The 16,191-nt window shown below is 67.3% G+C and carries 28 protein-coding genes; all 28 read right to left on the reverse strand.

All coding sequences use genetic code 11. The features are described from left to right. Positions 1-82: 82 nt before the first annotated feature. The 28 genes from rpmJ to tuf all read right to left on the reverse strand — a co-directional run bounded on the left by rpmJ (position 83) and on the right by tuf (position 16,094). Positions 83-196, reverse strand: a complete 114-nt coding sequence (gene rpmJ, locus ACFHVL_RS09600; RefSeq protein ID WP_012184307.1) for a 50S ribosomal protein L36 — start codon at positions 194-196, stop codon at positions 83-85. Between the two features lie 88 nt (positions 197-284). Continuing rightward, positions 285-506, reverse strand: a complete 222-nt coding sequence (gene infA, locus ACFHVL_RS09605; protein ID WP_007073013.1) for a translation initiation factor IF-1 — start codon at positions 504-506, stop codon at positions 285-287. 341 nt (positions 507-847) lie between these two features. Next, positions 848-1,417: a DUF1707 SHOCT-like domain-containing protein gene (locus tag ACFHVL_RS09610; protein WP_416627080.1), complete on the reverse strand. Its 570-nt coding sequence runs from the start codon at positions 1,415-1,417 to the stop codon at positions 848-850. 49 nt (positions 1,418-1,466) lie between these two features. Next, the gene (map, locus tag ACFHVL_RS09615; RefSeq protein ID WP_416627081.1) at positions 1,467-2,315 is read right to left on the reverse strand and encodes a type I methionyl aminopeptidase; all 849 of its coding nucleotides are present in this window, start codon (positions 2,313-2,315) and stop codon (positions 1,467-1,469) included. A 76-nt stretch (positions 2,316-2,391) separates the two neighbouring features. Further along, positions 2,392-3,045 carry an adenylate kinase gene (locus ACFHVL_RS09620; RefSeq protein WP_416627083.1) on the reverse strand — a complete coding sequence of 218 codons (654 nt, stop codon included), beginning with the start codon at positions 3,043-3,045 and terminating at the stop codon, positions 2,392-2,394. Further along, positions 3,046-4,377 carry a preprotein translocase subunit SecY gene (gene secY / locus ACFHVL_RS09625; RefSeq protein ID WP_416627085.1) on the reverse strand — a complete coding sequence of 444 codons (1,332 nt, stop codon included), beginning with the start codon at positions 4,375-4,377 and terminating at the stop codon, positions 3,046-3,048. Between the two features lie 234 nt (positions 4,378-4,611). After that, positions 4,612-5,055 (reverse strand): 50S ribosomal protein L15, encoded by a 444-nt coding sequence (gene rplO, locus ACFHVL_RS09630; RefSeq protein WP_326551338.1) that lies wholly within the window; start codon positions 5,053-5,055, stop codon positions 4,612-4,614. After that, positions 5,055-5,237: a 50S ribosomal protein L30 gene (rpmD, locus tag ACFHVL_RS09635; protein WP_326551337.1), complete on the reverse strand. Its 183-nt coding sequence runs from the start codon at positions 5,235-5,237 to the stop codon at positions 5,055-5,057. Before rpmD ends, rplO begins: the two co-directional genes overlap by 1 nt. Positions 5,238-5,265: 28 nt before the next feature. Beyond that, complete coding sequence (rpsE, locus tag ACFHVL_RS09640; RefSeq protein WP_416627087.1) at positions 5,266-5,880, reverse strand: 30S ribosomal protein S5; 615 nt, start codon at positions 5,878-5,880, stop codon at positions 5,266-5,268. A 73-nt stretch (positions 5,881-5,953) separates the two neighbouring features. Beyond that, positions 5,954-6,337 (reverse strand): 50S ribosomal protein L18, encoded by a 384-nt coding sequence (gene rplR / locus ACFHVL_RS09645; RefSeq protein ID WP_416627134.1) that lies wholly within the window; start codon positions 6,335-6,337, stop codon positions 5,954-5,956. 73 nt (positions 6,338-6,410) lie between these two features. Next, positions 6,411-6,953 (reverse strand): 50S ribosomal protein L6, encoded by a 543-nt coding sequence (gene rplF, locus ACFHVL_RS09650; protein WP_416627089.1) that lies wholly within the window; start codon positions 6,951-6,953, stop codon positions 6,411-6,413. Between the two features lie 17 nt (positions 6,954-6,970). Continuing rightward, positions 6,971-7,378: a 30S ribosomal protein S8 gene (rpsH, locus tag ACFHVL_RS09655; protein WP_326551334.1), complete on the reverse strand. Its 408-nt coding sequence runs from the start codon at positions 7,376-7,378 to the stop codon at positions 6,971-6,973. Between the two features lie 77 nt (positions 7,379-7,455). Further along, the gene (locus ACFHVL_RS09660) at positions 7,456-7,641 is read right to left on the reverse strand and encodes a type Z 30S ribosomal protein S14 (RefSeq protein ID WP_007465272.1); all 186 of its coding nucleotides are present in this window, start codon (positions 7,639-7,641) and stop codon (positions 7,456-7,458) included. 3 nt (positions 7,642-7,644) lie between these two features. Then, positions 7,645-8,214: a 50S ribosomal protein L5 gene (rplE, locus tag ACFHVL_RS09665; RefSeq protein WP_416627091.1), complete on the reverse strand. Its 570-nt coding sequence runs from the start codon at positions 8,212-8,214 to the stop codon at positions 7,645-7,647. Continuing rightward, positions 8,214-8,528, reverse strand: coding sequence for a 50S ribosomal protein L24 (gene rplX, locus ACFHVL_RS09670; protein WP_326551332.1), 315 nt, complete (start codon positions 8,526-8,528; stop codon positions 8,214-8,216). The genes rplE and rplX overlap by 1 nt, the downstream gene beginning before the upstream one ends. A 3-nt stretch (positions 8,529-8,531) precedes the next feature. Continuing rightward, complete coding sequence (gene rplN / locus ACFHVL_RS09675; RefSeq protein WP_123606139.1) at positions 8,532-8,900, reverse strand: 50S ribosomal protein L14; 369 nt, start codon at positions 8,898-8,900, stop codon at positions 8,532-8,534. A gap of 132 nt (positions 8,901-9,032) precedes the next feature. Next, complete coding sequence (gene rpsQ / locus ACFHVL_RS09680; protein ID WP_326551331.1) at positions 9,033-9,323, reverse strand: 30S ribosomal protein S17; 291 nt, start codon at positions 9,321-9,323, stop codon at positions 9,033-9,035. After that, positions 9,320-9,556 carry a 50S ribosomal protein L29 gene (gene rpmC / locus ACFHVL_RS09685; RefSeq protein ID WP_278112098.1) on the reverse strand — a complete coding sequence of 79 codons (237 nt, stop codon included), beginning with the start codon at positions 9,554-9,556 and terminating at the stop codon, positions 9,320-9,322. Before rpmC ends, rpsQ begins: the two co-directional genes overlap by 4 nt. Continuing rightward, the gene (gene rplP, locus ACFHVL_RS09690; protein ID WP_326551330.1) at positions 9,556-9,981 is read right to left on the reverse strand and encodes a 50S ribosomal protein L16; all 426 of its coding nucleotides are present in this window, start codon (positions 9,979-9,981) and stop codon (positions 9,556-9,558) included. The genes rpmC and rplP overlap by 1 nt, the downstream gene beginning before the upstream one ends. 3 nt (positions 9,982-9,984) lie before the next feature. Continuing rightward, the gene (rpsC, locus tag ACFHVL_RS09695) at positions 9,985-10,851 is read right to left on the reverse strand and encodes a 30S ribosomal protein S3 (RefSeq protein ID WP_326551329.1); all 867 of its coding nucleotides are present in this window, start codon (positions 10,849-10,851) and stop codon (positions 9,985-9,987) included. Further along, the gene (rplV, locus tag ACFHVL_RS09700) at positions 10,851-11,369 is read right to left on the reverse strand and encodes a 50S ribosomal protein L22 (protein ID WP_416627095.1); all 519 of its coding nucleotides are present in this window, start codon (positions 11,367-11,369) and stop codon (positions 10,851-10,853) included. The genes rpsC and rplV overlap by 1 nt, the downstream gene beginning before the upstream one ends. A 37-nt stretch (positions 11,370-11,406) precedes the next feature. After that, positions 11,407-11,688, reverse strand: coding sequence for a 30S ribosomal protein S19 (gene rpsS / locus ACFHVL_RS09705; protein ID WP_416627096.1), 282 nt, complete (start codon positions 11,686-11,688; stop codon positions 11,407-11,409). Between the two features lie 16 nt (positions 11,689-11,704). Then, positions 11,705-12,544: a 50S ribosomal protein L2 gene (gene rplB, locus ACFHVL_RS09710; RefSeq protein WP_416627098.1), complete on the reverse strand. Its 840-nt coding sequence runs from the start codon at positions 12,542-12,544 to the stop codon at positions 11,705-11,707. Between the two features lie 12 nt (positions 12,545-12,556). Next, positions 12,557-12,859, reverse strand: coding sequence for a 50S ribosomal protein L23 (gene rplW / locus ACFHVL_RS09715; RefSeq protein ID WP_416627099.1), 303 nt, complete (start codon positions 12,857-12,859; stop codon positions 12,557-12,559). Then, the gene (rplD, locus tag ACFHVL_RS09720) at positions 12,856-13,515 is read right to left on the reverse strand and encodes a 50S ribosomal protein L4 (protein WP_416627101.1); all 660 of its coding nucleotides are present in this window, start codon (positions 13,513-13,515) and stop codon (positions 12,856-12,858) included. The genes rplW and rplD overlap by 4 nt, the downstream gene beginning before the upstream one ends. Further along, positions 13,512-14,177, reverse strand: a complete 666-nt coding sequence (rplC, locus tag ACFHVL_RS09725) for a 50S ribosomal protein L3 (RefSeq protein WP_416627103.1) — start codon at positions 14,175-14,177, stop codon at positions 13,512-13,514. The genes rplD and rplC overlap by 4 nt, the downstream gene beginning before the upstream one ends. A gap of 10 nt (positions 14,178-14,187) precedes the next feature. Next, a complete protein-coding gene (rpsJ, locus tag ACFHVL_RS09730; RefSeq protein ID WP_007073037.1) occupies positions 14,188-14,496 on the reverse strand; it encodes a 30S ribosomal protein S10 in 309 nt (102 codons plus the stop codon). 404 nt (positions 14,497-14,900) lie between these two features. Next, the gene (tuf, locus tag ACFHVL_RS09735) at positions 14,901-16,094 is read right to left on the reverse strand and encodes an elongation factor Tu (RefSeq protein WP_416627105.1); all 1,194 of its coding nucleotides are present in this window, start codon (positions 16,092-16,094) and stop codon (positions 14,901-14,903) included. Between the last annotated feature and the right edge of the window lie 97 nt (positions 16,095-16,191).

Raw genomic sequence — 16,191 nt, forward strand, 5'->3', positions numbered from 1 at the left:
TGGGACGAGCATGTGCTGTTGTGCGGATCGGCCGCCTGAGCCGCCCCTCGCCGACCCGGCTGCTGCCGGTCGGCCCCTGGGGTCAGCCCTGGCGCTGCTTGTGCCGGGGGTCGGTGCAGATCACCATCACCCGACCGTGCCGGCGAATCACCCGGCACTTGTTGCAGATCCTCTTGACGCTCGGCTTGACCTTCACGGTGTGCCTTACTTCCATTGACGCCCTGTCCGCGGGCGCGGATCGGGCTTGAGGACGGACACGGGACGCCCCGGCCGCCGTCAGGTGGCTACTTGTAGCGATAGACGATCCGCCCGCGGGTGAGGTCGTACGGCGAGAGCTCGACGACGACCCGGTCCTCGGGCAGGATGCGGATGTAGTGCTGCCGCATCTTGCCGCTGATGTGAGCCAGCACCTTGTGGCCGTTGGCGAGCTCCACCCGGAACATGGCGTTCGGGAGTGGCTCGATCACTCGGCCCTCGATCTCGATGGCCCCGTCTTTTTTCGGCATGTCCTCCGCTGTCCTGACGTCGGTTGCTCGGGATCGGCTCACAACCCCATTCGTGGGCGGGCCGCACGGTGTGTTGACCATGACGACTCGACCACGCCAGCCGCGGCTCCAGTGCCTCCGGCCGGGTGCGGGTACGGGTCGTGAGAACCCGCCTGGCACCCGATCAGAAGCGGCCCGCCGAAGCGCAGGGCAGGCACGCTGGAGTGGACGCTGTGCGCCGATCTATCAGTGTACGCGGGTTGTCACGCGGACAGCAAACCGCGTACAGCCGGCTGCCATCGTAACCGGTAAAATCGGATGACCATGGACGACCTGCCGCAATCCGACGGCGAAGACGGTTACTAGGCGTGACTCGGGCCCTGCTCGCCGGACTCCCGCTCGATCTGCTTGCGCTGCATCTTCTCCCGCTTGGCCAGCTCCCGCTGCGCCTGTTTCGCCGCACACTTCTGCGGCTCGCCGTTCATCAGACCCAGCACCGTGGTGACCAGCAGCACCGCGCCCCATGGACCGGCCACCCACCCCGGCCAGAAGTAGAGCAGATCCTGCGACATGACGCAGATCACCGCCCAGATCGCGATGGCGATCCCGACCGCCGAGCCGTAGCCGTTCCACTGGCCGGCCAGCCACCGCCGGGTGGCGGCCGGATAGCGGCCGTCCGGGCCCGGGGTCAGCTCCGCCGGCAGCCCGCCACCGAGATTCGGCACCAGCTGCGACTGACCGGCCGGGACGACCGGCGGCAGATCGTGCAGCAGCCCGCCGAGGTCGCCGTACGTCTTCGCCGCGTACACCTGTTGGAGGCGCTCGTCGAACTCCGCGAGATCCAGCCGGCCCTCGTTCAAGGCGGCCCGTAGCCGCTCCGCGACCGCCTCACGATCGGCGTCGCCCGCCCGCATCTCGTCCCGCCCAGTCATGGATACGAGCATGACACCCGCCCGCCACCCCGGCGCCGAGCCGTCCGGCTCAGCGCCGCGACTCGGCGGGCTGGCGGGCGGTCACCAGATCGCCCAGCCGGGCACGACCGCCGTCCGGTTCGGTCAGCACCCAGACACCGTCGGGCAGCAGGGCCATCGAATGCTCGACGTGCACCGCCATGGAACCGTCGCGGGTCACCACCGTCCAGCCGTCGGCGAGCTCCTCGGTCCGGGCCGACCCTTCAGTGATCATCGGCTCGATCGCGAGCGCCATCCCCGGAACCAGCTTCGGCCCCTTGCCAGGCCGTCCGTAGTTGAGCACGTGCGGGTCCTGATGCATCTCGGTGCCGATGCCGTGGCCGCCGTACCCTTCGACGATGCCGTAACGACCGCCGGCGCGGATCGCCTTCTCGATCGCGTACGAGATGTCGGTGAGCCGGCCCCGACCGCTGGCCGCGCCCCGCGCCGCAGCCGCGATCCCCGCCCACAACGCGTCCTCGGCGACCGTCACCATCTTCTGCAGCTCCGGACGCAGCTCGCCGACGCCAGCGGTGAACGCGGCGTCGCCGTGCCAGCCGTCCAGGATCGCCCCGCAGTCGACGGAGATGACGTCACCGTCGCGTAGCACCTGCTCCGCTGCCGGGATGGCGTGCACGACCTGCTCGTTGACCGAGGCGCAGATCGTCGCGGGAAAGCCGTGGTAGCCCTTGAACGACGGCACCGCACCCGCCTCGCGGATGGTCCGCTCGGCGATCGCGTCCAGGTCGGCGGTGGAGACCCCGGGAGCGATCGCCGCCCGCATCCGGGCCAACGCATCGGCGACCACCAGACCAGCGGCCCGCATGCGGTCGATCTGCTCCGGAGTCTTCAGCTGAATGTCCAGCTGCTGACGACGCATTGGCTCCTCTGTCTCCCGCCCAGTCTGCACCTGCCGCTTCGCGGCGCGCCGGTCGACACCGACGCCGACCGCGAGCCTACCCGCCGTACGAACGCAGGGCGTCGATCGCGCGTACGGTGACATCCTCGACCGGGCCGGTGGCGTCGATCCCCACCAGCTTGCCCTGGGCGCCGTAGTAGTCGACCAGCGGCGCGGTCTTCTCGGCGTACTCCACCAGACGACGGGCGATCGTGTCCGACTTGTCGTCGTCGCGCTGGAACAGCTCGGCCCCGCACCGGTCACAGCGGCCCTCGGTGGCCGGAGCGTCGAACTCGACGTGCCAGATCTTGCCGCAGCCCCGGCAGGTACGCCGACCGGACAACCGCCGGATCACCTCGTCGTCGTCGACCACCAGCTCCAGCACCAAGTCCAGCGCGGTGCCGAGATCGGCCAGCAGCTTGTCCAGCGCGGCGGCCTGCGGCGTGGTCCGCGGGAAGCCGTCGAGCAGGAAGCCGTCCGCGGCGTCCGGCTCGGCCAGCCGGTCCCGGACCATGTTGATGGTCACCTCGTCCGGGACCAGCTTGCCGGCGTCCATGTAGCGCTTGGCTTCCACACCCAGCGGCGTGCCCTGGGTGACGTTGGCCCGGAAGATGTCCCCGGTCGAGATCTTAGGCACGGCCAGGTGAGCGGCGATGAACTCGGCCTGGGTCCCCTTCCCCGCCCCGGGGGGACCGACCAGTACCAGCCTCATCTACCGGAGGAACCCTTCGTAGTTGCGCTGCATGAGTTGGCTCTCGATCTGCTTCACGGTTTCCAGACCGACACCGACCATGATGAGCACGGCGGTGCCACCAAACGGGAAGTTCACGTACTGGTCGCTGTCCAGCCAGATGAAGAAGAAGTTCGGCAGGACCGAGATGACACCCAGGTAGAGCGCGCCCGGCAGGGTGATCCGGCTGAGGATGAAGTCGAGGTACTCGGCGGTGGGACGGCCCGGCCGGATACCCGGCACGAAGCCGCCGTACTTCTTCATGTTCTCCGCGACCTCGGTCGGGTTGAACGTGATCGACACGTAGAAGTACGTGAAGAAGATGATCATAAAGAAGTACGTGATGATGTAGATCGGGCTGGTCGGGTTCGCCAGGTTGTTCTGGATCCACGCCTGGACCTGGCCAGGGTCGTTCGGATCGAAGAACTGCAGACCCAGCTGCGGCAGGTAGAGCACCGACGAGGCGAAGATCACCGGGATGACACCGGCCTGGTTGACCTTCAGCGGGATGTAGGTGGAGGTACCGCCGTACATCCGCCGACCGATCATCCGCTTCGCGTACTGCACCGGGATGCGGCGCTGCGCCTGCTCGATGAAGACAACCGCGGTGATGACCACCAGGACCAGCACCAGCACCAGGGCGAACATGCCCCAGCCGTGGGTGTTCTTGATGGCCCAGCCCTCGCTGGGCAGCCGCGCCGCGATCGAGGTGAAGATCAGCACCGACATACCGTTGCCGACGCCCCGGTCGGTGATCAGCTCGCCGAGCCACATGACCACGCCCGTGCCGGCGGTCATGGTGGTGACCAGCACGCTGAGCGTCAGCCACATCGGCAGGCCGGTCCCGTCGGGGATGATCGGGAACTGGTCGCACTGGTTGTTGAACAGCTGGCCGGAGCGGGCCAGCGCGACGAAGGCCGAAGCCTGCAGCACGCCGAGGCCCAGCGTCAGGTAACGGGTGTACTGGGTGATCTTGGCCTGGCCGGACTGCCCCTCCTTGCGGAGCTGCTCCAGTCGCGGGATCACGACGGTGAGCAACTGCAGGATGATCGACGCGGTGATGTAGGGCATGATGCCCAGCGCGAAGACCGACAGCGACAGCAGCGCGCCCCCGGAGAAGAGGTTCAGCAGGGTGAAGACCCCGCTGGTGTCGCTGTTCTCCAGGGTGTCGATGCACTGCTGCACGTTCCCGTACGACACACCGGGGCTGGGCAGCGTGGCGCCCAGCCGGTAGATCGCGACGATGAAGACCGTGAACAGCAGCTTCTTGCGCAGGTCAGGCGTGCGAAACGCACTGAGAAAGGCGGAGAGCAACTTCTTCCTCCTGCTGCGCGAGGCGGCCGCCGGATGTCCTGGCGGGTCGGGTGGGTGCGGTGCGCCCGATATCCATGGCTGGCATCGGACTCTAACAGTCCGGCGACGGTCTAGGCAGGCGTGCCCAAGAACATACACCGGTCCCGATATTAACGGGGTGCGGCCCTACCCAGTAGGCCGTGGCGCCCGTCAGTTTCGGACAAACTGAGCGAGCGCCACGGTCATGCTGGTTGTTCAGAGCTCGGTGGCGGAGCCACCAGCAGCGGTGATCTTCTCCTTGGCCGCGCCGCTGAACGCGTGCGCCGACACCTGGAGGGTCACCCCGCTGAGCTCGCCACTGCCGAGCACCTTCACCGGCTGGCCCTTACGGACCGCACCGGCCTGCACCAACTGCTCCGGGCCGACCTCCCCACCGTTGGGGAAGAGTTCAGCCAGCCGGTCCAGGTTGACCACCTGGAAGACGACCTTGAAGCGGTTCTTGAAGCCCTTGACCTTCGGCAGGCGCATGTGGATGGGCATCTGCCCACCCTCGAACGCCGCCGGGACGTTCTTCCGGGCCTTGGAGCCCTTGGTACCCCGACCAGCCGTCTTGCCCTTGGAACCCTCACCGCGACCCACCCGGGTCTTCGCGGTCTTGGATCCGGGCGCCGGCCGGAGGTGATGGACCTTGATCGTCATTACTCGACCTCCTCGACCTTCACGAGGTGGTTCACGGTGAAGATCATGCCCCGAATCTCGGGCCGGTCCTCCTTGACCACCACGTCGTTGATCCGCTTCAGACCGAGCGAACGCAGCGACTCGCGCTGGTTGTGCTTGGTCCCGATCCCGGACCGGACCTGGGTCACCTTCAGACGTGCCATCGCAGCCGCCCTCCGTTCATAGTCGCTGTCACGCCCCTGCGCCCGCGCGGGACGCGAGCATCGCGGCCGGGGCCACGTCCTCGACTGGCAGACCACGCCGGGCAGCCACCGCCTCCGGCGACTCCAGAGCCTTCAGCGCGGCAACCGTGGCGTGCACGATGTTGATCGGGTTCGAAGAGCCTAGGCTCTTCGAGAGCACGTCGTGGATGCCCGCGCACTCCAGCACCGCACGCACCGGACCACCCGCGATGACACCCGTACCGGCGCTGGCCGGCTTCAGCAGGACGACGCCAGCGGCGTCCTCGCCCTGCACCGGGTGCGGGATCGACGCGGCGATCCTGGGCACCTTGAAGAAGTGCTTCTTGGCCTCCTCGACACCCTTGGCGATCGCCGCGGGCACCTCCTTGGCCTTGCCGTAACCCACGCCGACCGTGCCGTCACCGTCGCCCACGATCACCAGAGCGGTGAAGCTGAACCGCCGACCGCCCTTGACGACCTTGGCGACCCGGTTGATCGCGACGACCCGCTCCAGGTGTGGGGTCTTCTCGACGGGCGCGTTGCCGCGACCGCCCTCACGGCGGTTGTCGCGGCGACCACCTTCGCTGCCACCGGACCCGCCGCCACGACGCTGTTGACCTGGCATCAGCAGCCTTCCTTCCTACTCGTGACGGGGATTTCTTCGATCTGAGTCGTCTGTGCAAGCATTCCGACGACCGTTAGAACTCGAGTCCGGCTTCGCGGGCGGCGTCGGCCAGCGCGGCGATCCGCCCCGCGTACCGGTTGCCCCCACGGTCGAACACGACCTTGGAGATTCCTGCCGCCTTGGCCCGCTCGGCGAGCAGCGTGCCCACCTTGCCGGCCAGCTCGCTCTTGGCACCGTCGGTACCCCGCAGCGAGGCGTCCATCGTCGAGGCCGACGCCAGGGTGTGACCCTTGGTGTCGTCAACGACCTGGGCGACCATGTGCTTCAGGGAGCGGGTGACCACCAGGCGCGGCCGCTGTGCGGTCCCGCTGACGTTCTTGCGGACCCGGAAGTGCCGGCGCGCCCGCCCGATCGCACGCCGGGCGGAGACGCTGCCGCCTGCCCGACGCTTCAGCAACGTAGCGCTCACTGTGCTTTCCCTCCGTTCGTGACTGCGGGGCTCGCAAGCTCGCTCCTCGCACTCACCGCACTCACTTCTTACCGGCCTTTCCGGCCTTGCGGCGGATGACCTCGCCCTGGTACTTCACGCCCTTGCCCTTGTACGGCTCCGGCGGACGGATCTTCCGGATGTTGGCGGCCACCTCGCCGACCTGCCACTTGTTGATCCCGGCGATGTGGAACAGCGTGGGCCGCTCCACGGTGAAGGTGATTCCTTCCGGTGCCGGCACCACCACCGGGTGCGAGAACCCGAGCGCGAACTCCAGGTCCTTGCCCTTGGCGGTGACCCGGTAACCCGTACCGGCGATCTCCAGGGTCTTGCGGTAGCCGTCGGTCACCCCGACGATCATGTTCGCCACCAGCGTGCGGCTCAGACCGTGTAGCTCCTTGGCCCGGCGCTCGTCGTTGGCGCGCGCGATCTGCAGCTGGCCGTCCTCGCTGCGGTCGACCGTGATCGGCTCGGGCAGCACGTGGGCAAGCTCGCCCTTGGGCCCCTTCACCGTGACGGTCTGGCCGTCGATCTTGACATCGACGCCGGATGGAACCGGGATCGACTTACGTCCAATACGCGACATTGTTACCAGTCTCCCGATTACCAGACGAAGGCGAGGACTTCCCCGCCAACGCTCCGCTTACGGGCCTGCCGGTCGGTGAGCAGTCCCTGGGACGTCGAAATGATCGCCACGCCCAGGCCACCGAGCACGCGCGGCAGCTCATCCGACTTGGCGTACACCCGCAGACCCGGCTTGGACACGCGCTTGATCCCGGCGAGGCTACGCTCCCGGTTCTGGCCGAACTTCAAATCAACCACGAGGCTGCGGCCGACGGCACCCTCCGCGGGCTCCTCGACCTGCCAGGTCGAGATGTAGCCCTCGGCCTTGAGGACCTCGGCGATGTTCGCCTTGATCTTCGAGTACGGCATCGTCACCCGGTCGTGGTACGCCTGATTGGCGTTGCGCAGACGGGTAAGCATGTCTGCGATCGGGTCGGTCATCGTCATGGGTCTCGTCAACCTTTCTCGCCGGGGTTCCCAGCGGCATTACCGCCGGGCCTACGGCGAAGACCTGTCAAGGTGGGTTACCAGGAAGCCTTGGACACACCGGGCAGCTCACCGCGGTGCGCCATCTCCCGGATGCAGACCCGGCAGAGGCCGAACTTGCGGTACACCGCCTTCGGACGCCCGCACCGCTGGCAACGGGTGTACGCGCGAACCGAGAACTTCGGCTTCGCGGCAGCCTTGATGATCAGCGCCTTCTTGGCCATGGCTCAGTTCTCCTTGAACGGGAAGCCCAGGAGCTTGAGCAGCGCCCGGCCCTCGTCGTCAGTCTTGGCGGTGGTCACGAGGGTGATGTCCATGCCCCGGGTACGGTCGATCCGGTCCTGGTCGATCTCGTGGAACACCGACTGCTCGGTGAGCCCGAACGTGTAGTTGCCGTTGCCGTCGAGCTTGCGCCCGTCCAGGCCACGGAAGTCGCGGATCCGGGGAAGCGCGATGGACAGCAGCCGATCCAGGAACTCCCACATCCGGTCGCCGCGCAGGGTGACCTTCGCGCCGATCGGCATCCCCTCACGGAGCTTGAACTGCGCGATCGACTTGGTCGCCCGACGTACCAGCGGCTTCTGTCCGGTGATGGTGGTCAGGTCCCGCACCGCGCCGTCGATCAGCTTGGCGTCCCGGGCTGCCTCACCGACACCCATGTTCACCACGATCTTGGCGAGCCCGGGCACCTGCATCGGGTTGCCGTACTGGAACTGCTCGCGCAGCTGCGCGATGATCTCCTCGCGGTACCGCTGCTTGAGGCGCGGTGCCGGCCTGGTCTGGGTAGCGGTGGTCATCACAGGTCCTTACCGTTGCTACGTGCGATCCGGACCTTCTGGCCGCTGTCGTCGAACCGGTAACCGACGCGGGTCGGCTTGCCGTCGGAGTCGAGGACCTGCACGTTCGAGACAGCGATCGGGGCTTCCTGAGTGACGATGCCGCCGGTCTTGCCGCCACGCTGGGTGGTCTGGATGCGGGTGTGCTTCTTGATCCGGTTCACGCCTTCGACGAGGACCTTGTCCTGCCGGGGGTAGGCCGCGATGACCTTGCCCTTGGCACCCTTGTCCTTACCGGCGATGACGACGACCGTGTCGCCCTTCTTGACCTTCACGGTCTACAGCACCTCCGGCGCCAAAGAAATGATCTTCATGAACCGCTTGTCCCGCAGCTCACGGCCGACTGGGCCGAAGATACGGGTACCGCGCGGGTCCCCACCGTCCTTGATGATGACGGCGGCGTTCTCGTCGAAGCGGATGTACGACCCGTCAGGCCGCCGCTTCTCCTTCGCGGTCCGGACGACGACGGCCTTGACCACGTCGCCCTTCTTCACGCCAGCGCCGGGGATCGCGTCCTTGACCGTCCCGACGATAACGTCACCGATGCCTGCGTAGCGCCGACCGGAGCCGCCGAGCACGCGGATGCACAGGATCTCCCGGGCACCCGTGTTGTCGGCGACTCGAAGTCGCGACTCCTGCTGGATCACGTCTATCTCCTATGTCTGCCAGTCCTCCGGTCACCCGGAGCTTGGAAGAACCTGGTCCGCGCTACGCGCGGGCTGTCAACCGGACCCGATCGGCCCGAACACGCCGCCGAGGGCGGCATGCGGGCCGGTCGGCTACTTCGCCTTTTCGAGGATCTCCACGACGCGCCACCGCTTGGTTGCGGACAACGGCCGGGTCTCCATCAGCATCACCCGGTCACCGATCCCGCACGAGTTCTGCTCGTCGTGCGCCTTCAGCTTGCGGGTACGGCGCAGAACCTTGCCGTACAGCCGGTGCTTGACCCGGTCCTCGACCTCGACGACGACGGTCTTTTCCATCTTGTCGCTGACCACGAGCCCCTCGCGAACCTTGCGGCGGGCCCGAGCCTCGGTCGTGTCCTGCTCGGGGGCAGTGTTCTCACTCATGATGCAGCCACCTCAGTCGGCGCGGCGGAGAGTCCCAACTCACGCTCACGCATGATCGTGTAGATCCGGGCAATCTCCCGACGGATGACCTGCAGCCGACGGTTGTTGTCCAGCTGACCGGTCGCGGCCTGCACGCGGAGGTTGAACAGCTCCGCCTTGGCCTCCCGCAGCTTCGTGACCAGCTCCTCTTCGGAGAGTTCACGCAGCTCGGCGGCCGGAACGCCCGCTGCCATCAGCTTTCACCCACTTCGCGCGTCACAATGCGGCACTTCATCGGGAGCTTGTGGATCGCACGACGCATCGCTTCACGTGCGATCTGCTCGTTCGGGAAGGACATCTCGAAGAGCACCCGTCCCGGCTTGATGTTGGCGACCCACCACTCGGGCGAGCCCTTACCGGAGCCCATCCGGGTCTCGGCCGGCTTCTTCGTCAGCGCCTGGTCCGGGAACACCGTGATCCAGACCTTTCCACCACGCTTGATGTGGCGGGTCATGGCGATACGGGCCGCCTCGATCTGGCGGTTGGTCAGGTACGCCGGTTCGAGCGCCTGGATACCGAACTCGCCGAACACCACCCGGGTGCCGCCCTTGGCGGCACCAGTACGGCTCGGGTGATGCGGCTTGCGGAAGCCCTTCGGGGGCTTGCGCGGGATCAGCATCTGTCAGCCCTCCTGCGCTGAGCTGTCCGCTCCGGCCGAAGCGGCCGGAGTGGCCGGCGCGGCGTCAGCCGGCGCGGCACTGCTGGTCGTGGTCGACGGGCCACCGGAGATCTCGGCGGCGGCCGCCCGGCCGGCCTCGGTCCCACCGGCGGTCGTCCCGCTCGATCCGGAACGGCCGCGGCGCGGCCGTTCGGGCCGCTCGCGACGGGGCCGGCTCGGCGCCTCGGCCGGAGCTTCCCGCCCCGGAACCGCGTCACCCTTGTAGATCCACACCTTGACGCCGATGCGGCCGAACGTCGTACGGGCCTCGAAGAAGCCGTACTCGATGTTGGCCCGCAGCGTGTGCAGTGGGACCCGACCCTCGCGGTAGAACTCGGTACGGCTCATCTCCGCGCCGCCGAGGCGGCCGGAGACCTGCACCCGGATGCCCTTGACGATCGGGTTCTTCATCGCCGACTGCATGGCCTTACGCATCGCCCGACGGAAACTGACCCGGCTGGCGAGTTGCTCGGCCACGCCCTGGGCAACCAGCTGCGCGTCCGACTCGGGGCTCTTCACCTCGAGGATGTTGAGCTGCACCTGCTTGCCGGTGAGCTTCTCCAGGTTGCCACGGATCCGGTCCGCCTCGGCACCCTTGCGGCCGATCACGATGCCCGGACGGGCGGTGTGGATGTCGACGCGTACCCGGTCCCGGGTGCGCTCGATCTCCACCTTGGAGATGCCGGCCCGCTCGAGGCCCTTGGACATCATCCGACGGATCTTGACATCCTCGGCGATGTAGTCCTTGTAAAGCTTGTCCGCGTACCAGCGCGACTTCCAGTCGGTCGAGATGCCGAGCCGGAACCCGTGCGGGTGAACTTTCTGACCCATTACTCGGCACCCTCCGTGCTGCTCTGCTTGCCGCCGGCTGGCTCGTTCTCCGACGTGCTCTGCGCCGTGGTCTGAGGCTCGGCCACGGCCGGCTGGGCCTTCTTGGCAGCCTTCGCCGGCTGAGCCTTGCCCGCCCGCCGCGTCGGCGTCGCCGGGGCGACGGCCTCCACCGCGATAGTGATGTGGCAGGTCCGCTTGCGAATCCGGTACGCCCGGCCCTGCGCCCGCGGCCGGAACCGCTTCAGCGTCGGGCCCTCGTCCACGAACGCCTCGCTGACCAGCAGCGCGTCGGGGTCAAGCTGCTCGTTGTTCTCCGCGTTGGCAATGGCGCTGGCCAGGACCTTGTACACCTGCTCACTAGCCGCCTGCGGCGCGAACTGCAGGACGGTGAGTGCCTCCTTCGCGGGCAGACCGCGGACGAGGTTGACCACCCGGCGCGCCTTCATCGGCGAGATGCGCACGTGCCGCGCAACCGCCCGCGCGCCCGGAAGCACCGGAGCGTCGCCCTTAACTGGCATCGCTGTAACCCCTTGATCCTCTATCCGTGCCCGCGACTCAGCGCCGACGGCTCTTGCGGTCGTCCTTCTCATGACCCTTGAAGGTGCGGGTCAGGGCAAACTCGCCGAGCTTGTGCCCGACCATCGACTCGGTGACGAACACCGGGACGTGCTTGCGCCCGTCGTGCACGGCGATCGTGTGCCCGAGCATCTCCGGGGTGATCGTCGAGCGCCGCGACCAGGTCTTGATGACGTTCTTCGAGCCCTTCTCGTTCTGCGTCTCCACCTTCTTCATCAGGTGGTCGTCGACGAACGGGCCCTTCTTAAGGCTGCGAGGCATGTGTCCCAGACTCCTTCTAGCCGCGCTTGCGGGTCGCGTAGCGGCGGCGGACGATCAACCGGTCGCTCGGCTGGCCCTTACGGCGGGTCCGGCCTTCCGGCTTGCCCTGCGGGTTCACCGGGTGGCGACCGCCAGAGGTCTTGCCCTCACCACCACCGTGCGGGTGGTCGACCGGGTTCATCGCGACGCCACGGACGGTCGGGCGCTTGCCCTTCCACCGCATGCGACCCGCCTTGCCCCAGTTGATGTTTGACTGGTCGGCATTGCCGATCTCGCCGATGGTGGCCCGGCAGCGCACGTCGACCCGGCGGATCTCACCGGAGGGCATCCGCAGCGTGGCGTATGCCCCTTCCCGGCCGAGTAGCTGGATGCCGACGCCGGCCGAGCGGGCAAGCTTGGCGCCACCGCCCGGACGCAGCTCGACCCCGTGGATCGTGGAACCGACCGGGATGTTGCGTAGCGGCAGGTTGTTGCCGGGCTTGATGTCGGCGCCGGGGCCGGACTCCACAATCGCGCCCTGCTTGAGGTCCTTCGGCGCGAGAATGTAGCGCTTCTCGCCGTCGGCGTAGTGCAGCAGCGCGATCCGGGCGGTCCGGTTCGGGTCGTACTCGATGTGCGCGACCTTGGCCGGCACGCCGTCCTTGTCGACCCGCTTGAAGTCGATCAGTCGGTACTGGCGCTTGTGGCCGCCGCCCTGGTGACGGGTGGTGATCCGGCCGTGCACGTTGCGGCCGCCCTTTTTGGGCAGCGGCACCAGCAGCGACTTCTCGGGCGTCGACCGGGTGATCTCGGCGAAGTCGGCGACGGACGAACCACGGCGGCCCGGCGTCGTCGGCTTGTATTTACGAATTGGCATTGTCTACACCCCTCAGCTGACCGGGCCGCCGAAGGCCTCGATGCGGTCACCGTCGGCCAACTTCACCATCGCCCGCTTGGTAGCTTTGCGCTGGCCGAAGCCGGTACGGGTCCGCTTGCGCTTGCCCTCGCGGTTGAGCGTGTTCACGGTCAGCACCCGGACGTCGAAAATCTGCTGAATCGCGATCTTGATCTGGGTCTTGTTGGCATCCGGGTGAACCAGGAACGTGTACCAGTTCCGGTTCAGCTCGGCGTAGCTCTTCTCCGAGACCACCGGCGCCACGATCATGTCGCGCGGGTCGGCAATCGTGCTCACTTGTCGCCCTCCTCGGTCTGCGCCGGCCGGCCCAGGAACTGGTCGAGGGCTTCCTTGGTGAAGACCACGTCGTCGGCGACCAGCACGTCGTAGGTGTTGAGCTGCCCCACCTCGATGAGGTGCACGAGCGGCGCGCTGTTGCGCAGGTTTCGCAGCGACATCCAGTTCAGCTCGTCGGTGGCGCTCAGCACGATCAGCACCCGCTTGGCGGAGCTGATCTTGCGCAGCGTGGCCAGCGCAGCCTTGGTCGACGGCTTGTCGCCACCGACGAACGCCTCCACGACGTGGACCTGATTCGCGCGGGCCCGGTCGGACAGCGCGCCACGCAGCGCGGCGGCCTTCATCTTCTTTGGAGTGCGCTGGCTGTAGTCCCGCGGGACCGGCCCGTGCACCACGCCACCACCGGCGAACTGCGGCGCCCGGATGGAGCCCTGACGAGCCCGGCCGGTGCCCTTCTGCTTGTACGGCTTCTTGCCGCCGCCGGCGACCTCACCCCGGGTCTTGGTCTTGTGCGTGCCCTGTCGCGCGGCGGCGAGCTGGGCGGTCACGACCTGGTGCATCAGGGCGATGTTGGCCTGCACGTCGAAGACTTCGCCGGGCAGGTCGACGGTACCGGTCTTGGCACCCTCGGCGTCGATCACGTCAACCGTCGTCATTTGGCCGACCCGCCTTTCTTGGCCTGTGCCTTCGCCGCGCTACGGACCAGGATCAACGCGCCTGCCGGGCCCGGGATCGCGCCCTTGACCAGCAGCAGGTTGTTCTCCTGGTCGACCGCCTGCACGGTCAGGTTCTGCACGGTGTAGCGCACGCTGCCCATGCGACCGGCCATCTTGACGCCCTTGAAGACGCGACCCGGGGTCGCGCAGGCGCCGATCGAGCCGGGCGAGCGGTGCTTACGCTCGACACCGTGGCTGGCCCGCAGGCCGTGGAAGCCGTGCCGCTTCATGACGCCGGCGAAGCCCTTGCCCTTGGTCCGGCCGGTGACGTCGATCCGGGCACCCGGCTCGAACGTCTCGACAGTGACCTCCTGGCCCAGCTCGTACTCGCTGGCGTCGGTGGTGCGCAGCTCGACGATGTGTCGCCGCGGGGCCACTCCGGACTTGGCGAAGTGGCCGGAACCCGGCTTGTTCACCTTGCGCGGGTCGATCGCGCCGAACGCGAGCTGCACCGCGGAGTAGCCGTCCTTGTCGGTGGTACGCACCTGGGTCACCACGCACGGGCCGGCTTGCACCACCGTCACCGGGACGACCCGGTTGTTGTCCCAGACCTGGGTCATGCCGAGCTTGGCGCCCAGGATGCCCTTCACTTGCCTGTCCATTGTCCGGTCCCTACAGCTTGATCTCGATGTCGACGCCAGCTGGCAGGTCGAGGCGCATCAGCGAATCGACCGTCTTGGGGGTCGGGTCGATGATGTCGATCAGACGCTTGTGTGTGCGCATCTCGAAGTGCTCGCGCGAGTCCTTGTACTTGTGCGGCGAACGGATGACGCAGAAACGGTTGATCTCAGTGGGCAGCGGCACTGGGCCTGCGACCTGAGCACCGGTACGCGTCACCGTCTCGACGATCTTCCGTGCCGAGGAGTCCACGACCTCGTGGTCATAGGCCTTGAGCCGGATGCGGATCTTTTGTCCCGCCATGGTGGCTTCTGTTCCTTCTCTCTCCGCCCGCAATGGAGCCCGCTCGCCGGAGCGGATGCCGCCGGTCGGACCCCGGCGCTGCCGCTTCTTCGTCTGTCCGACCCCCGCGGTCGGGCGTGTCGCAATCGCTGGCCAGGCTTCGCCCCATAGCTACGGAGCGATCTGGACCACGCGGACGCACACCGTGCCGCTGAGATCTTGAGCACCGGGCCAGGCCGACGCCACCACCACCGGAACTTCGCCAGACACTGCCTGACGTTGTCGAACGGTGCGCGGTGCCGTGGCGCATCTGCCCCGGACGCCGTGCGAGGGTGGCTGGCTGCTGGACAGCCAGCCACCCTACGCGGACGCAACCTGACTAGTATGCCGTACCGGAGTACCGCAAGGCCAATCGGGTTACCAAATCACTTGATGATCTTCGTGACCCGACCGGCGCCGACGGTCCGGCCACCCTCACGGATCGCGAACTTGAGGTTCTCCTCCATCGCGATCGGCTGGATCAGCTTGACGGTCATCGAGGTGTTGTCACCCGGCATGACCATCTCGGTGCCTTCCGGCAACGTGACCACGCCGGTCACGTCGGTGGTCCGGAAGTAGAACTGCGGACGGTAGTTCTGGAAGAACGGCGTGTGCCGGCCACCTTCCTCCTTGGAGAGGATGTAGACGGTCGCCTCGAACTCGGTGTGCGGGGTGGTGGTACCCGGCTTGACGACCACCATGCCGCGCTCGACGTCCTCGCGCTTGATACCACGCAGCAGCAGGCCGACGTTCTCACCGGCCCGTGCCTCGTCGAGCAGCTTGCGGAACATCTCGATACCGGTGCAGGTCGTCTTCATCGACTTCTCGCGGATTCCGACGATCTCCACCTCCTCGTTCGGCTTCAGCACGCCACGCTCGGCGCGGCCGGTGACCACGGTGCCCCGACCGGTGATCGTGAAGACGTCCTCGATCGGCATGAGGAACGGCTTCTCGATCTCCCGCTCCGGCTGCGGAATCGCGGTGTCGACCGCGTTCATCAGGTCCATGAGCTTGTCGCTCCACTCCGGGTCGCCCTCGAGCGCCCGAAGCGCCGAGACCCGTACGACCGGCAGGTCGTCGCCCGGGTACTCCTGGGCCGACAGCAGCTCGCGGACCTCGAGCTCGACCAGCTCGAGCAGCTCCTCGTCATCGACCATGTCGCTCTTGTTGAGCGCCACGACGATGTACGGGACGCCGACCTGGCGGGCCAGCAGCACGTGCTCACGGGTCTGCGGCATCGGGCCGTCGGTCGCCGCGACCACCAGGATCGCGCCGTCCATCTGCGCGGCACCGGTGATCATGTTCTTGATGTAGTCGGCGTGGCCGGGGCAGTCCACGTGTGCGTAGTGCCGTGCCTCGGTCTGGTACTCGACGTGCGCGATCGAGATCGTGATGCCGCGGGCCTTCTCCTCCGGCGCCTTGTCGATCTCGTCGAACGGCGTGTACGGGTTGAGGTCCGGCATCCTGTCATGCAGAACCTTTGTGATGGCCGCCGTCAGCGTCGTCTTACCGTGGTCGATGTGACCAATGGTGCCGATGTTGACGTGCGGCTTAGTCCGCTCGAACTTCGCCTTCGCCACTGGTGTCCTCCTGTGGACTTCTTGGTTCGTACGCCCGGCGCGCCGATCGGCGCTTAGGACTCTGTCGACAGCCTCTCCGGTCCCATGGTGGCGACCG

The sequence above is a fragment of the Micromonospora sp. LOL_023 genome (genome assembly GCF_048060115.1).
GTDB lineage: Bacteria > Actinomycetota > Actinomycetes > Mycobacteriales > Micromonosporaceae > Micromonospora_E.

Excerpts from the sequence above, each read along its gene's own strand:
- rplO (WP_326551338.1), bottom strand. The coding sequence starts at position 5,055 with ATGACGATCAAGGTCCATCACCTCCGGCCGGCGCCCGGATCCAAGACC.
- rpmC (WP_278112098.1), bottom strand. The coding sequence starts at position 9,556 with ATGGCAGCGGGCGTTCCGGCCGCCGAGCTGCGTGAACTCTCCGAAGAG.
- rplP (WP_326551330.1), bottom strand. The coding sequence starts at position 9,981 with ATGCTGATCCCGCGCAAGCCCCCGAAGGGCTTCCGCAAGCCGCATCAC.
- ACFHVL_RS09620 (WP_416627083.1), bottom strand. The coding sequence starts at position 3,045 with ATGAGGCTGGTACTGGTCGGTCCCCCCGGGGCGGGGAAGGGGACCCAG.
- rplF (WP_416627089.1), bottom strand. The coding sequence starts at position 6,953 with ATGTCGCGTATTGGACGTAAGTCGATCCCGGTTCCATCCGGCGTCGAT.
- rpsS (WP_416627096.1), bottom strand. The coding sequence starts at position 11,688 with ATGCCTCGCAGCCTTAAGAAGGGCCCGTTCGTCGACGACCACCTGATG.
- rpsC (WP_326551329.1), bottom strand. The coding sequence starts at position 10,851 with ATGGGTCAGAAAGTTCACCCGCACGGGTTCCGGCTCGGCATCTCGACC.
- rpsQ (WP_326551331.1), bottom strand. The coding sequence starts at position 9,323 with ATGAGTGAGAACACTGCCCCCGAGCAGGACACGACCGAGGCTCGGGCC.
- rpsE (WP_416627087.1), bottom strand. The coding sequence starts at position 5,880 with ATGCCAGGTCAACAGCGTCGTGGCGGCGGGTCCGGTGGCAGCGAAGGT.
- rpmD (WP_326551337.1), bottom strand. The coding sequence starts at position 5,237 with ATGGCACGTCTGAAGGTGACCCAGGTCCGGTCCGGGATCGGGACCAAG.
- rplE (WP_416627091.1), bottom strand. The coding sequence starts at position 8,214 with ATGACCACCGCTACCCAGACCAGGCCGGCACCGCGCCTCAAGCAGCGG.
- infA (WP_007073013.1), bottom strand. The coding sequence starts at position 506 with ATGCCGAAAAAAGACGGGGCCATCGAGATCGAGGGCCGAGTGATCGAG.
- map (WP_416627081.1), bottom strand. The coding sequence starts at position 2,315 with ATGCGTCGTCAGCAGCTGGACATTCAGCTGAAGACTCCGGAGCAGATC.
- ACFHVL_RS09660 (WP_007465272.1), bottom strand. The coding sequence starts at position 7,641 with ATGGCCAAGAAGGCGCTGATCATCAAGGCTGCCGCGAAGCCGAAGTTC.
- rplV (WP_416627095.1), bottom strand. The coding sequence starts at position 11,369 with ATGCCAGTTAAGGGCGACGCTCCGGTGCTTCCGGGCGCGCGGGCGGTT.
- ACFHVL_RS09610 (WP_416627080.1), bottom strand. The coding sequence starts at position 1,417 with ATGACTGGGCGGGACGAGATGCGGGCGGGCGACGCCGATCGTGAGGCG.
- rplC (WP_416627103.1), bottom strand. The coding sequence starts at position 14,177 with ATGGACAGGCAAGTGAAGGGCATCCTGGGCGCCAAGCTCGGCATGACC.
- rplB (WP_416627098.1), bottom strand. The coding sequence starts at position 12,544 with ATGCCAATTCGTAAATACAAGCCGACGACGCCGGGCCGCCGTGGTTCG.
- rpsJ (WP_007073037.1), bottom strand. The coding sequence starts at position 14,496 with ATGGCGGGACAAAAGATCCGCATCCGGCTCAAGGCCTATGACCACGAG.
- rpsH (WP_326551334.1), bottom strand. The coding sequence starts at position 7,378 with ATGACGATGACCGACCCGATCGCAGACATGCTTACCCGTCTGCGCAAC.
- rplD (WP_416627101.1), bottom strand. The coding sequence starts at position 13,515 with ATGACGACGGTTGACGTGATCGACGCCGAGGGTGCCAAGACCGGTACC.